Here is a 15,510-nt window from a genome sequence, read left to right as displayed (position 1 = left end):
TTAAATTATAGTACCGATAAAATTTTTATTAGGTTTTATATCGATGAATAATCAAGGTAGAAGTATTTTAGCTTGGGCAGCACTTTTTATTTTTGTAATATTACTTTTTAATGTTTTTCAATCTGATGGTTTACTTGGTGTAAGAAATAATATCACTTTCTCAGATTTTTTGACACGAGTTGACGAAAGAACAATTAATTCGGTAAAAATTCAAGGTAGAGTAATTGAAGGTACTTCAAATGATGGATCTACTTTTAGTACGTATTCTCCTGATTATCCTGATTTAGTCAATCGTCTTACTAGCAATGATGTTAATATTGAAGTAGTACCGCTTGAAACAAGAATGAATACCTTTTTAGGATTTTTAATTTCTTGGTTCCCAATGCTTTTATTAATAGGCGTTTGGGTTTTCTTTATGCGTCAAATGCACGGTGGCGGGAAAGCCATGGGGTTTGGCAAATCTAAAGCTAGATTGTTATCAGATAAAGGACCAAAAATTACCTTTAAAGATGTGGCTGGTATCGATGAGGCAAAAGAAGAATTAACTGAAATAGTAGATTTTTTAAGAGATCCAAGTAAATTCCAAAAGCTTGGCGGTAAAATACCGAAAGGTTGCTTACTTATTGGCCCTCCTGGTACAGGTAAAACACTTCTTGCGAAAGCAATTGCAGGTGAGGCTAATGTACCTTTTTTTAGTATATCTGGTTCTGATTTTGTTGAAATGTTTGTAGGTGTTGGTGCAAGCCGTGTACGCGATATGTTTGAACAGGGTAAACGTAATGCCCCATGTATTATCTTTATTGATGAGATTGATGCAGTAGGGCGCCATAGAGGTATTGGTATGGGCGGTGGTAATGATGAACGTGAGCAAACCTTAAATCAAATGTTAGTTGAAATGGATGGGTTTGAAGCAAATGAGGGTGTTGTAATTATCGCAGCTACGAACCGTCCAGACGTTCTTGATCGTGCATTACTACGTCCTGGGAGATTTGATCGTCAAATTGCTGTTGCAAACCCTGATATAAATGGTCGTGAGCAAATTCTAAAAGTACATTTAAAAAAAATTAAATATAATAGTACGGTACTAGCACGAATTATTGCTCGTGGAACTCCTGGTTTCTCTGGCGCTGAGCTTGCTAATTTAGTGAATGAAGCTGCTCTTATTGCTGCGAGGCTTGGTAAAAAAGAAGTAGACATGCATGATATGGAAGAAGCAAAAGATAAGGTTCTAATGGGTGTTGTGCGTCGTTCTATTGCAATGTCAGAAAAGGAGAAAAGATTAACTGCATACCATGAAGGAGGACATGCATTAGTAGGGCTTTATTGTCCTGCAGCGTCACCTATTCATAAAGCTACGATTATACCACGTGGTAATGCTCTTGGTATGGTGCAAAGGCTTCCTGAAACTGATGAATATTCTCAGAATCGCGAACAGATGGAATCATCTATAGCGGTTTATATGGCAGGAAGAGTAGCAGAGGAAATTATTTTCGGGAAAAATAAAGTAACATCAGGAGCTGCATCAGATATAAAAGGTGCCACTAATATTGCAAGGGCGATGGTTACAAAAGCAGGTTTAAGTGATTTAATAGGGCCAATATTCCATGGTTCAAGCAGTGATGATATGTATGGTAGACAACAAAGTAATGAAATTTCAGAAGCTACTGCAAAGTTAATTGATGCTGAAGTAAAAAAAATTATTACACAAGGTTATGAATTTGCAAAAGATATTTTAACAAAACATATAGATCAACTTCATACATTAGCGAATGCTTTAATTGAATATGAAACATTGTCTGGTCAGCAAATTAAAAATTTACTTAGCGGTAGAGCGTTAGATTCAGAAGAGGAAAATAAATTTCCTTTCAATGATGCACATACTATAAAAATAGATAAAGAAAAATTACATGAAAAAACAAAAACAACTAAAGCTCAAAAAGAAAACATTGCTTCCTAGATCTTGTATACTTTGTTAATGATTAGCTATTTTTATGAATTTTTAAGTTAAAAAGTTAATAATCATTTAAATTGCGCAAAATAATTCAATTATCATTGTTCAAAAAATTGAACAATAATTCAATATTAATAATATCTAAATTTATAGATTTAAGTGCTATCTATGGTATAAGAAAAGCATAAATAAATACTGTTAAATGTGTTTAAATGTATGAAATAAATTTTAAGAGAGTATTTAAATGGTAGAGTTAAGATTACCGTCAAATTCAGTAGTAAAAAAAGGCAGAGTGCATAAAGCACAACAGGAAATGCTTAAACCTCGAAAGGTTCAAGTTTATCGGTACGACCCTGATCTTAATAAGAATCCTACTATCGATAGTTTTGAGATAGATTTAAGTAAAACTGGACCAATGGTTTTGGATGCTCTAATTAAAATCAAAAATGAAATTGATTCGACTCTAACATTTAGACGTTCTTGTCGTGAAGGAATTTGCGGTAGTTGTGCAATGAATATTGACGGCACTAATACTTTAGCATGTATTAAGCCAATAGAAGATATATCAGGCGATATCAAAATATATCCACTGCCTCATATGAAAGTAGTAAAAGATTTAGTACCTGATATGTCGCATTTTTATACACAATATGAATCTATAGAACCTTGGCTCAAAAATGATAATCCTGCTCCTTCAAACTCTGAAAGATTACAATCGATTCAAGACCGAGAAAAACTGGACGGTTTATATGAGTGTATATTATGTGCTTGTTGTTCTACTTCCTGTCCTAGTTATTGGTGGAATAGTGATAAATATTTAGGCCCTGCAATTTTACTGCAAGCATATAGATGGATTGCTGATTCAAGGGATGATAATACAGGTGCACGTCTTGAAGCTTTAGAAGATCCATTTAAACTTTATCGTTGTCATACGATTATGAACTGTACCAAAACATGCCCAAAAGGCTTAAATCCTGCTAAAGCTATCGGTAGAGTAAAAAGTTTAATTGCAGAACGTCATGGAGTATAATCTTCAAAATGAAAAATACTATTAATCGTAATAATGCTATGGTATATGCTAACATAAATTATTGTGATAATGAAAAATATAGAGACTAAGTCAAATATACTAAAAATATAAAACATATTTCGGATCTAAAAAACAAGTTTTAAAATTGATCAATTCAGTACCGAGATACTGATTATGAATTTTATAGTGCTTAGGTTTATGGTAGTTCTATATATTCAATAATTTTACTCCATGTCTTACAGGAAAAAAACGAAGCGCTGATAAAAAAACTTGAATTTATACTGAAATGTGAAGAAACAGCGCTTGTCGTGGGGTCCTTATCATCAAATGCTCAGCATTGAAGGTTTTATATACATTTTTAATTAATGTACTATTTTTATATGTGTTTTAGCAAAAATGAATAAGTATTTATAATTAAAATGCAAAAAATTTTCTAATTCAAATTAGATCTTTTTAATGCATAATTTGTAATACTTTAAATAGTTTGCCCATTTGTTTTGGTAATATTAATCTTTCTACTTGTTTTTCTATTATTAGTACTTGTTCATCATTAAGCTTTTCTTTCAATGCTTGCTTGCGTAATAAGATTCCATTTTGTATTAAAAAATTTCGTTGTGATATTGTATCTATTACATTTATCTTGCTATTTTTAGCTACTGTTTTTAATGAATAAAAATCTACATGTGCTGATAAATCAGCCTCGCCAAGATTCTCAAGAATTGGACAATATTTATGCTTTCTTACTGCTTGTAATGTTGGGTTATATTGATATCTAGTTCTATTATACGGAGCTATATCATATCCATAATCTATTATTAAGCAACTACCGCTTACTTTTTTTAGATGTTCAGCTATAAATTTTATAATTTCTATCGATTTATAAGATTCTTCAAGTACTGCACCATCTTTTGCTGCAATATGAGTACGTAGCAGATATTCTTGTAATCGCTTATTAATACTTATTTTATCGTATTTAATACTTCCATCTACTGGTTGGACGGAAAATATTCTTTCATACCATAATTCCTTAACTTTAATATATTGCTTTATCGGCATAGTATCAAAAAATTCATTTGTTATTATTATAGTAGGTTTTTGTGGTATCTCTTCTATAAATTCTAAGTGTTTAATAGGTAAATTAATATCTTGTAAATTAGATTTTTGATGAGCAATAAAATTTTTATTAATTTCTATTAGTGTAATTGATAGAGAGTTATAAAATTCTGGCACTAATTTTGCAGTACGTAGTAAATCACGCATTAATAGACCTCGACCAGGACCAAGCTCAACTAAACTAAGACTTTTTGGACAACCAATTCTTTGCCACTCTCTTATACACCATAATCCAATAATTTCACCGAATAGCTGTGAAATTTCAGGTGCTGTAACAAAATCACCTTCGCTAGCCAGTGATTTTACTTGCTTATAATAGGCATTAGGGTGTAAGCTTAATACTTCCTGCATGAGAACATCACAAGTAATATAACCGTGTTGATCAATTAATTGTCTTATTTTGAATTCAACCGACATATTAAATAACTTCCTAAAAGTAACATAGGAGCAGATAAAATTTGTCCCATGGTTAAGCTATCTAAAATAAAACCAATTTGGATGTCAGGCTCTCTAAACATTTCAATAATTATTCTGAAAAGCGAATAAAATATTAAATATATTCCTGAATTTAAGCCTTGCTTTTTAAGGGTATCATGTCTAAATACTGCATATGCTAAGATGCAAAATAATATTAAACCTTCAAAAAAAGCTTCATATAACTGACTAGGATGACGTGGCTCTAAATCACTATTTGGAAAAATGATACCAAAAGATGAATTTGTAATGCGGCCATATAATTCACAATTAATAAAATTAGCTATTCTACCTAAAAATAATCCAATAGGTACAACAGTTGTTATTATATCCGTGAGACTCAAAAAATTAATCTTATATTTTTGACAAAATAAATAAGCAGATATAATTATTCCTATAGTAGCACCATGAAATGACATACCGCCTTCATAGGTTTTAAGGATTTCTATTGGATTTGCAAAATATTTCAAAGGATTATATAGTAAAACATAACCTAATCTACCTCCGACTATTATTCCTATAATTGCATAAGTAATGAAATCCTCTATGTGTTTTTTGGTAATTTCAGGCTTAAATTTTTCTATAATTTTTGTTGCATAAAACCAACCTAGCAAGATGCCTACTACATACGAAAGAGAATACCAAGAGATTGAAAATGGACCTATAGAAAAAATAATTGGATTAATATTAGGCAATATCATAGATAAATAAGTTTTTAATTCATTTTACGTCTAAGTTGCTGTCAATTACAAAGTAATTGACTAATTAATACAGTTTTTTATAGATTGACGCAATGGTTTAGTTGTTTTGTAATGACAGTATTTATATTTGCTTAGTAATAGCAAATGCTTTTGAGTTAAAATTATTGATAAAAATAAAATTCTTAGTAATAATAAGAAAATGATTTGTATTTTAAATAATAATGATAGGTAAAATATGCAATATTTAATGGATCTATATCATACCTCAAGTACTGAATTAGTATTATTGCTTGTTATGTTAGCATCTCTTATGCCAGTGATATTTCTAATTAAAAGATTAATTTTTATTCCTATAAAAAATTATTTAACGAGACATCATTACGATGATTCTGAAAGGATACTAAAAAAATATCCAATATTTCGTTATTTATTACATACTTTATTAGCATTTTACTTTTTATGTTGGAGCAATATTTTTCATCCTACTTCTTTTAAAGCGCATGTATTACTTGGAATCAAAGATACCGTAGTAATCTTATATACTAGTATATCTGTAACGATGTTATTATTAACGCTTATAGATGCTTTTGCAGATTTATATCATAATAAGATCAAGAACATTACCAAAAATGCACCACTTAGTTTATATTTTCAAATATTAAAAATTATTGTCATAGTTATCGCAGTAATTATAACTATTTCATATATATTAAATATATCGCTGAGTAAATTCTTAACAAGTTTAGGTGCAGCCGCAGCTCTGTTAACATTTGTTTTCAAAGATACCGTTTTAGGATTACTTGCAAGTTTGCAACTAACTACTCAAAAAATTATTAATATTGGAGACTTAGTACGTGTAGGTGAAATTGAAGGGATAGTTGAAAAAATTACTATTTCTGTAGTAACAATTAGGAATTCTGATCAATCTATTTCTACAGTTCCTACTTATAGCCTTTTAAATTCTAATGTAACTAATTATAGAGGAATTACTGAATCAGGCGCAAGAAGAATAAAGAGAGTATTCAATATTAATATGGCAACTATTAATTTCTGTGATACTACTCTTTTAAAAGAACTAAAAAAATCTCCTTATATATCAAAGGATGTAATAGATAAAATTACTCTTGATAAAGAAGAGCAAGATTTAACTAATATTAAACTATTCAAATTATATATTCAAGAATATCTAAAAAACAATCCAAAAGTTTATACTGAAGGTTTTACTTTTCTAGTAAGACAACTTGAACCTACCATCACTGGTCTACCTATAGAAATATATATCTTCGTTAAAGAAATGAATTTAGTAAATTATGAGCATATACAGGACAATATTTCCGAACATTTAATTTCTATACTCCCTGAATTTAAATTAAAAATATTTCAGAATGTAGGAGTAGTATAATAGAAAATTTCTCAAAAATTAAATTTTTTTGAGAAATTTTCATAGAACATAGTATAAAAATTATTGAACATTTTAGATGTTCACTACTTTTGAAATACAAGATATATATTGATTATTTTCTCTAAATGCTTTAAAAGCTTTAAGCTTCAAAAATATCAAAATTTAAGTAATGAATAATAATATAATTAATTTAATCGCAGCTATTGTACTATCTTTAAGTATAATTTTTGGTTGGCAATATTTTGTTATAAAACCTGAACAAAAAAAGCAGCAACAGCGAATGGCGATATATAAATCAGAAAATTTAAAGAAACAGAAAGCTTTAGCCGAACATACATCTAATATTACTGTACAAGAAGCAGGTCAAGTACAACGTATTAAAATAGAATCTGAATCACTTACTGGATCCATTGCATTAAAAGGACTGCGCTTTGATGATTTAATATTAAAGAAATATAAACAAGATTTATCTCAAAATAGTCCTGCAGTGAGATTGTTTTCACCAGCTAATACAGAAAATGCCTACTTTGCGGAAATTGGCTTAGTTAGTAATTTAAGTAGTGTCAAACTCCCTAATAGCAATACTGTATGGAATAGTGATAGTGAAGTATTAAGCCCTGAAAAACCAGTTAATTTATTTTGGGTTAACGAAGATGGAATTAAATTTTTAGTTACTATCACTGTTGATAAAAATTATTTATTTACAATAGAGCAAACAATTATTAATAATAGTGATAAAGAACTTCCAGTTCAAGCTTATGGTTTAATAAACCGTAAATATATTGCTGTAGAGAAGGCTGTAAACATATTACATCAAGGACCTATCGGGTGTATAGACGAAAATCTTAAAGAATACTCTTATGACGATATTAAAGATCAGAAAAGTGCAAAATTTGCATTAAGTAAGGTTGATTGGATAGGTATTGCTGATAAATATTGGTTATCTTCTTTGATTCCTGATAAATCGAGTAGTTATAGCGCAAATTTTAATTATGCTCTTAAGCAAGGTGCTGAAAGATATCAAGTAGATTTTATTTCACCGGTACAAGTAATAAAGCCTGGTAAAAATTTATCAATTAAAAGTAGAATTTTTGCCGGAGCAAAAAAAGTAGACTTACTCGATGAATATGAAAAAAGCTATGATATTAAACTATTTGATAGAGCTATTGATTTTGGCTGGTTTTATATAATTACCAAACCTGTTTTCTATGCTATGAATTTTTTCTATGGCTATGTTGGTAATTTTGGTGTTAGTATATTAATTGTTACAGTAATAATTAAGTTATTAATGTTTACTTTAGCAAATAAATCTTATCGTTCGATGAAAAAAATGAAAAATTTACAACCAGAGATTGATAGGATAAAAAATTTATACAATAATGATAAGGCACGTTTAAATCAAGAGATTATGGCTTTATATAAAAAATCAAAAGTCAATCCGGTTGCAGGCTGTTTACCTATACTTGTTCAAATTCCAGTATTTTTCTCTATATATAAAGTATTGTATGTAACTATTGAAATGCGGCACGCACCATTTTACGGTTGGATTAAAGATCTTTCTTCCCCTGACCCTACTACTATTTTTAATTTATTCGGCTTATTACCATTCGCACCTCCATCATTTTTGATGATTGGAGCATGGCCTATTTTAATGGCTATTACTATGTTCTTACATCAAAAAATGAGCCCTGAACTTGCAGATCCGATTCAAGCTCAGGTAATGAAATTTATGCCATTAATTTTTTTATTTATGTTTAGTAGTTTTCCTGTTGGACTTTTAATATATTGGTCTTGGAATAATATTCTATCGATAATTCAACAATATTATATTAATAAATTTAATTAATGAAAAATTTACCTAATTATTTAACTATCGCTCGAATAATGGTGATTCCTGTTATTATATTACTATTTTATATAAATAATTCACTTGCACGTAAGTTAGGGGCATTATTATTTGTTTTAGCTAGTATTACAGATTTTTTCGATGGTTATATTGCAAGAAAATATAATTTAGTTACTAGTTTTGGTAAGATGTTTGATCCTATAGCAGATAAGCTATTAGTAGGTTGTGTTACTATAATGCTATTAAAGAAAGATAATGTAGATGAGATACCTTGCTTATTAATTTTAGCAAGAGAATTTTTAGTTAGCGGTCTTCGGGAATTTTTAGCTCTAGTAAAGGTGAGTGTACCTGTATCAAGACTTGCTAAGCTAAAAACATTTTTACAAATGTTTGCTTTATCCATATTGATATTAGGTTCAAAAGGTTCAGGCATTATTTATTTAGATATAGTAGGGGAAATAATTTTATGGATTGCTGCTTTTTTAACAATTATTACAGGGTATTCTTATTTTAAAGCATGTAAGACATATTTTTAGGAGTATTTTATATAGGAGAATTTCTATATGAAAATATAATTTTATGCTTTCTTATTATGTCTAGTTTAAATCTTTACGCTTCTCACAATAATGTAATTACAGATAAGAAGAAAGATAACAGCAGATAAAGAGAACTTGAAAACATTAAATGTATCTTCTACTATTTTGATTAATTGTGTAGATTTTAGATTAATCAACGAAACAAAGTGTCAATTCATACAACAATTAGGATTAGAAGATACTTGTGATATCACTGCTTGGTATGTCACTTGTACTTGTTAACAAAAAGTATTGTGGAAAAACTATAGAAAATACTATTGAGATACAAAAAGCACATAATAATAAACCAATTGTGTTTCGTGATCATAGCGCATGTAGAGCTTATAAAATATTTATAGGTAATCAACATCTAGATACAAAGTAAAAAATTAAAAGTTAATACTTATGAGTCTCTTGATGGCATAGTAGAACAGATTGATGAAGAAATAACTCATTACTAAAAGCTACGTTATTATATTTTTTAATATCATTCCCCTCATTTGGATGAAATTTAAGGCTTCGTAACGGGAAATTTATTCCATATCTTTATCATTATTATCTTTAGAATTAGCATTAGCATTAGCATTATTATTTGGATGATTTTCTGTCAAGAGTTTAGGAATAGATAGTTTTTGTTTATATTTTTGTTGCTCTGCTAAAAAATTTTGCGCCTCTTTTGAAAGTTTGTTATATAGTTCACGTTTCTTTTTATTAATATCAACTATCTCCACCCTATATTTTTGTATTTCTTCACGTACTTCGGGTTTTATAGTACCTGCGTAAGCAGAAAAATCATCTATAATTTTTTGTGTACTAACATCGTTAGTTTTTGCAACATCTTTCTTTGAGAAATTAGAAGTTGTACTATTTGCAAAGCAGCCTGTACTAAGAAGGGGAATAATTATTCCAAATATTATTTTTTTTAGCATTAGCATATAAACCTTAAGCCTTATTCTTGATGAGAGTATCATGTTTAAGTATCATATTCAATGTAAAATTTTACTACTTGTATTTTATTGTTTAGTTCATACTAAGTCAATATTTAGGAACAAATAATATTGGTATATATATTATAATAATACTCAAGAATTTGATAATAGCACTATTCAGAAAGATTTATCAAAAATTATCTAAGTATTTACTGAATTATACGCGTATTAGCTTCTGGTTCCGGAGTTGGTTATAAATATTTTAAAAAATAAATACTGTCAAGTTACCGCTTGTGACTATGCAAACGAAATGGTTAAATTATCCAAATATAAAAAGAAACCGTAATAGAAGATATATTAAACGTTATATTATAATAAATAACACTATCAATTTTTTTATAATGCTATATTAAATCGTTTATGAATCTTACGTGTACTGTTTTTGATATTACTGATTGTTGTTATTAATCCGTTTTTAGAGAGTTAATTTGTACTACAAAAGTACTAGACTCTTCCTACGTAAAATATTATTGTTAAATTCTTGTTTAAAAACTAAAACAATTTAGATTTATCAAAAGCATATAAAAATTGCACTTATAATATTAAGCAACTACAATTCTGAGTCAAAACTTAGTTAAATCTATAATAAGCTTAGTCCAATAAACAGCTAAACTAACTACTATTAATGATTTATGCTTTGAGATCTAAAATAAGAATTACTTTAATTATTTATTGTAATAATCTGTAATAGTCTTAGCAATAAGATGCAGAGTTTATTAATTATCAATAAATTTTGAGAAAAATTTAGTAACAAAATGTGATGAGATAAATCTGTTTTCAAATCTCAAGATTGTTAAACAAGTTTTGAAAGTAGAACTGCTCTTTTTTATAAGAGATATAAACCTTAAACATTTGTACTTTACCGTTATTTTCAGCATCACTGTAAACACATATATCAAAACCATCATTTTAGCAATTGAGCAAAAATTAAAAAATTATATTAATTAGAATTAATAGTTTGCTGCATCAATGATTACATAATTTTGTCGTGATGACATATAAAATAATACGATGTAAATGATATTATTTCAAAATATAATTAATATCTAAATATCATCTAAAAATAGTTAAATAATTTTATTACGATGGTATATTTTAGTCTTTATTATTACAGTCGTACTATGAAGTTTGAACAGTAATTTTGATTCATCGTTGATTTAATATTAATCAATCCTTGTACTTGTATAAATAATTGTATGCTTATTTGAAGGTGCTTCTTCTAGAGTCACTAAACTATTTATTATCGAATTTCCTCCATTAACAGTTTTTGTAAAGCATGGAATATATGTCATGCATATTGCATTAGGTTGTGTAAATATAGTAATGTCAAAGCACTAAGAGATAGGAATTTTAATTATTGCTATACTAGTAAACAATTTACTGTAGTATCATTGCTTTAATAAATTCCATTACTAAGATTTATAAGTCTGGAATCAAAAAATTAAAACCTATCCTTCTTTAAAGCTACATTAGAGCTTTTCATATCTAATAATTTAGAGCATTTTCTTCGAAAAGCATATTTGCTTTTTTCTTGTGTCTTCAAAATTGCAATATCTAACTCAAGACTGCTGCATTTAATGATCACTTTAGAATGTAAATTGCTATATTTACGGTAGATTAAAGAAGTATTATCGGCTATTTTCATAGCTATTTTAATAATTTTTGTAAAATTATTATACTAACTGCTGTACGCATATTGTAGATAGATTAAATTAAAATTTAATATTTTGCCTTAAATATTTTGGATTGTTAGCTATTATAAGTATTGTTATAGAATATTGAACCCAAAAAATATCCAATAAGCTTTCATAATTTACAGTTCATAAAATTTTCATTTAGTTTATTAATAGTTGATATATAGAAATCAAAATAAAGTAAAAATTGTTTTCTTTTTCACATCCTGTAGTTAATATAATGTTTATTTAGTTCTTTTTAGAAAAAATCAATTTGTTTGACTTTTATCATGTATTTTAATATAATGTTTATCTTCAAATAAATAGAAAATTTAATTATGAGTACTTCCAAAAGTGAAAATTATCTCTCAGAACTAAGAAAGATAATTTGGCCTATAGAACAACATGAAAATAAGAAGTTTTTGCCACTTGCATTTATGATGTTCTGTATTTTATTAAACTACTCAACGCTTCGTTCAATTAAAGATGGGTTTGTAGTAACAGATATAGGGACAGAATCGATAAGTTTTTTAAAAACATATATAGTACTACCTTCTGCTGTAATTGCTATGGTAATTTATGTTAAGCTATGTGATATTTTAAAGCAAGAAAATATATTTTATGTTATTACTTCATTTTTCTTAGGGTATTTTGCATTATTTGCGTTTGTTCTTTACCCATACCCTGATTTAGTTCACCCTGATCATAAAACTATAGAATCTTTAAGTTTAGCTTATCCTAATTTCAAATGGTTTATAAAAATAGTTGGTAAATGGAGTTTTGCATCTTTTTATACTATTGCAGAGCTTTGGGGAACAATGATGCTTAGTTTATTATTTTGGCAATTTGCTAACCAAATTACTAAAATCACTGAAGCCAAACGTTTTTATTCAATGTTTGGTTTACTTGCAAATTTAGCATTGCCTGTAACGTCCGTGGTTATTGGATATTTTCTACACGAAAAAACTCAAATAGTGTCAGAACATTTAAAATTTATACCTTTATTTGTTATAATGATAACAAGTAGTTTTTTAATAATATTAACATATAGATGGATGAATAAAAATGTTCTAACTGATCCTAGGTTATATGATCCAACATTAGTAAAAGAGAAAAAAGCTAAAGCCAAATTGTCGTTCATAGAAAGTTTTAAAATGATCTTTACTTCGAAATATGTAGGTTATATTGCATTATTAATTATTGCTTATGGTGTTTCAGTAAATTTAGTTGAAGGTGTTTGGAAATCTAAAGTGAAAGAATTATATCCAACAAAGGAGGCTTATACAATATATATGGGTCAGTTCCAATTTTATCAGGGTTGGGTTGCAATTGCTTTTATGCTTATAGGTAGTAATATTTTAAGAAAAGTATCATGGCTAACTGCAGCTATGATCACTCCATTAATGATGTTCATAACAGGTGCAGCATTTTTTTCATTTATATTTTTTGATAGTGTTATTGCAATGAATTTAACAGGTATCCTTGCTTCAAGTCCTTTAACACTTGCTGTTATGTTCGGTATGATTCAAAATGTTTTAAGTAAAGGTGTGAAATATTCTTTATTTGATGCGACTAAAAATATGGCATATATTCCACTTGATAAGGATTTACGAGTCAAAGGGCAAGCTGCCGTTGAAGTTATCGGAGGAAGACTCGGTAAATCAGGTGGTGCTATTATTCAATCTACATTCTTTATTTTATTTCCTGCATTTGGTTTTATAGAGGCGACTCCTTATTTTGCTTCTATATTCTTTATAATAGTAATATTATGGATATTTGCGGTTAAAGGTTTAAATAAAGAGTATCAAGTTTTGGTAAATAAAAATGAAAACTAGAATTTAAAATTATTAAAAAAACTTCTAAAAAACCTAAAACTTACTTTTTATAGTTGGAGAGTTTATAATATGACAAATATAGAGTCTAAAATTAAAACGCCAAGATCGCCATATGCAAAAAAATATAATAGTTGGCGAATAAGGATTTTATATTCTATTGTTATAGGTTATGCGACTTTTTATTTTTGTCGTCAGAATTTTAATATAGCGACCCCTGCTATCAGAGAATATTTTGGTGTTACTAAAACACAAATTGGTTGGATCTTAACTGCTGCATCTATTATGTATGGAGTGAGTAAAGCTTGTAATGGGTTTATTAGCGATAAAGTTAATGCTCGAGTATTTATGGTTTTGGGTCTTTTATTTGTTGGGATTATTACTATTCTAATAGGTTTTTCAGATTTTTTATGGCTTATAGGAATTTTATGGATAGCAAGCAATTGGTTTCAGTCAATGGGATGGCCTCCTGCAACAAAAATGCTCACTCACTGGTTTGCTGCAAAAGAACTTGGCACGAAATGGGCTATCGGTGCAACTTCTAATCAACTAGGTGGCGCTCTTGCTATGATAAGCTGCGGTTATTTAATTGATAAATTTGACTGGAGAGCTGCTTTTTTTGTTCCAGGTTTAGTTGCGTGTGTAGCATCACTTTTTTTATATAATAGGCTACGTAATTCTCCAAAAGAAGTTGGTTTATCTACAGTAGAGGAATATAAAGAATATCCACCTGAAGCTATAGGCAATTATGAGCGATTATTAACTACACAATTACTTAAGATGGTCTTTTGTAATAAGCTAATATGGTATGTTTGTTTAGCAAACATGTTTGTTTATATCATTCGTTCCGGAGTAATTTATTGGGCTCCAACATTTTTAAGAGATTTATGTAATATAAGCTTTGTAAATGCAGGTTTACAAATTGGTTTATATGAGATGATAGGTATACCAGGAGCATTAATAGCAGGTATTTTATCTGACAAGCTATTTCAAGGTCGTAGAGGTCCTATTGCATCTATATGTATGATACTGCTGACCTTGTTGTTAGTTTTGTTTTGGAAAGTCCCTATTCAAAGTGAATTATTAAGTATAGTAATTCTTTCATTAATAGGTTTTTTTGTTTCAGGACCTCAGCTCCTCGTAGGTATAGCAGCTGCTGATTTCAGTACTCGTCAAGCTGTTGGTACTGCTAATGGGTTATCAGGATTATTTGGTTATTTAGGCGCTGCGATTGCGGGAGTAGGAGTAGGATGGATTAGCGATAATTACGGTTGGAATGGAGTATTTATATTTTTTAGTATTTCTGCTCTTTTAGGAGGAGGATTATTTGCTTTGACATGGAATCATTCAGCTAAAAAATAGGATCTCTGAATTTATATCTTGAGCCTATAAAATCGAATCATAACTTATGTCTCTGTACTGCAGTATGAGGTGATGTGTCCAATTTAAATTCCTTTTATTGCAGTAAATCTAATACGTTTAATATGTAAAGGTTATAAAATGACAATACAATATACATTTTCAATGATTAAGCCTGATGTGATCAAGAGGAATAAAATAGGACAAGTTAATACTTATTTAGAAAATGCAGGTTTAAAGATAGTAGCACAAAAAATGAAATTTTTAACTAAATATGAAGCTGAATGTTTTTATGATGAACATAGAGCAAGGCCGTTTTTTAATAGCTTAGTTGAATATATTACTTCAGGAGCGGTAGTACTTCAAGTGCTTAAGGGGGAAGATGCTATTACTTTAAATCGCATCATTATGGGCGCAACTAATCCTGCTGAAGCGAAAGAAGGAACTATTCGAAAAGATTTAGGAGAATCAATTGAGGCTAATAGTATTCATGGCTCAGATAGTGAAAATAGTGCAAAAAGAGAAATTAAATTTTTCTTTTCTAAATCTGAAATTATAGAATAAT

11 protein-coding genes and 1 pseudogene are annotated in these 15,510 nt (G+C 28.8%); 9 read left to right on the top strand and 3 right to left on the bottom strand.

Annotated features, from left to right (window positions below; translation table 11 throughout):
- The first annotated feature begins 43 nt into the window (after nt 1–43).
- Together ftsH and RT_RS00440 are read left to right on the top strand one after the other, a co-directional pair.
- Nucleotides 44–1,957, top strand: coding sequence for an ATP-dependent zinc metalloprotease FtsH (ftsH, locus tag RT_RS00445; protein ID WP_011190560.1), 1,914 nt, complete (start codon nt 44–46; stop codon nt 1,955–1,957).
- Between the two features lie 238 nt (nt 1,958–2,195).
- Nucleotides 2,196–2,981: a succinate dehydrogenase iron-sulfur subunit gene (locus tag RT_RS00440; RefSeq protein ID WP_011190559.1), complete on the top strand. Its 786-nt coding sequence runs from the start codon at nt 2,196–2,198 to the stop codon at nt 2,979–2,981.
- 453 nt (nt 2,982–3,434) lie between these two features.
- Here the strand turns inward: RT_RS00440 and RT_RS00435 are convergent, their stop codons facing one another.
- Together RT_RS00435 and lgt are read right to left on the bottom strand one after the other, a co-directional pair.
- Nucleotides 3,435–4,511: a class I SAM-dependent methyltransferase gene (locus RT_RS00435; protein ID WP_011190558.1), complete on the bottom strand. Its 1,077-nt coding sequence runs from the start codon at nt 4,509–4,511 to the stop codon at nt 3,435–3,437.
- Nucleotides 4,490–5,269 carry a prolipoprotein diacylglyceryl transferase gene (gene lgt / locus RT_RS00430; protein WP_011190557.1) on the bottom strand — a complete coding sequence of 260 codons (780 nt, stop codon included), beginning with the start codon at nt 5,267–5,269 and terminating at the stop codon, nt 4,490–4,492. Before lgt ends, RT_RS00435 begins: the two co-directional genes overlap by 22 nt.
- A 235-nt stretch (nt 5,270–5,504) precedes the next feature.
- Here lgt and RT_RS00425 point away from each other — a divergent pair, with 235 nt between their 5' ends.
- The 4 genes and pseudogenes from RT_RS00425 to RT_RS04510 all read left to right on the top strand — a co-directional run bounded on the left by RT_RS00425 (nt 5,505) and on the right by RT_RS04510 (nt 9,553).
- Entirely contained in the window at nt 5,505–6,671 is a 1,167-nt protein-coding gene (locus RT_RS00425) for a mechanosensitive ion channel domain-containing protein (RefSeq protein ID WP_011190556.1), read from the top strand.
- A 169-nt stretch (nt 6,672–6,840) separates the two neighbouring features.
- On the top strand, nt 6,841–8,517 hold the full coding sequence (yidC, locus tag RT_RS00420; RefSeq protein ID WP_011190555.1) for a membrane protein insertase YidC: 1,677 nt from the start codon (nt 6,841–6,843) through the stop codon (nt 8,515–8,517).
- Nucleotides 8,517–9,053: a CDP-diacylglycerol--glycerol-3-phosphate 3-phosphatidyltransferase gene (gene pgsA, locus RT_RS00415; RefSeq protein WP_011190554.1), complete on the top strand. Its 537-nt coding sequence runs from the start codon at nt 8,517–8,519 to the stop codon at nt 9,051–9,053. The genes yidC and pgsA overlap by 1 nt, the downstream gene beginning before the upstream one ends.
- A 56-nt stretch (nt 9,054–9,109) precedes the next feature.
- Nucleotides 9,110–9,553, top strand: a pseudogene (locus RT_RS04510) (hypothetical protein).
- Nucleotides 9,554–9,625: 72 nt separating this feature from the next.
- Here RT_RS04510 and RT_RS00405 read toward each other — a convergent pair.
- On the bottom strand, nt 9,626–10,021 hold the full coding sequence (locus RT_RS00405) for a hypothetical protein (RefSeq protein WP_011190553.1): 396 nt from the start codon (nt 10,019–10,021) through the stop codon (nt 9,626–9,628).
- Nucleotides 10,022–12,092: 2,071 nt separating this feature from the next.
- Between RT_RS00405 and tlc1 the strand changes: the two genes are divergently transcribed.
- The 3 genes from tlc1 to ndk all read left to right on the top strand — a co-directional run bounded on the left by tlc1 (nt 12,093) and on the right by ndk (nt 15,509).
- Nucleotides 12,093–13,589: an ATP/ADP exchange transporter Tlc1 gene (gene tlc1, locus RT_RS00395; protein WP_011190552.1), complete on the top strand. Its 1,497-nt coding sequence runs from the start codon at nt 12,093–12,095 to the stop codon at nt 13,587–13,589.
- A gap of 69 nt (nt 13,590–13,658) precedes the next feature.
- Nucleotides 13,659–14,948 carry an MFS transporter gene (locus tag RT_RS00390; protein ID WP_011190551.1) on the top strand — a complete coding sequence of 430 codons (1,290 nt, stop codon included), beginning with the start codon at nt 13,659–13,661 and terminating at the stop codon, nt 14,946–14,948.
- A 138-nt stretch (nt 14,949–15,086) separates the two neighbouring features.
- Nucleotides 15,087–15,509, top strand: a complete 423-nt coding sequence (ndk, locus tag RT_RS00385) for a nucleoside-diphosphate kinase (RefSeq protein ID WP_011190550.1) — start codon at nt 15,087–15,089, stop codon at nt 15,507–15,509.
- The last annotated feature ends 1 nt before the right edge of the window (nt 15,510 follow it).

Source organism: Rickettsia typhi str. Wilmington, from assembly GCF_000008045.1.
GTDB classification, from domain to species: Bacteria; Pseudomonadota; Alphaproteobacteria; order Rickettsiales; family Rickettsiaceae; genus Rickettsia; species Rickettsia typhi.
Note: the sequence above shows the minus strand (reverse complement) of the source record. Positions and strands in the feature narration are given on the sequence as shown.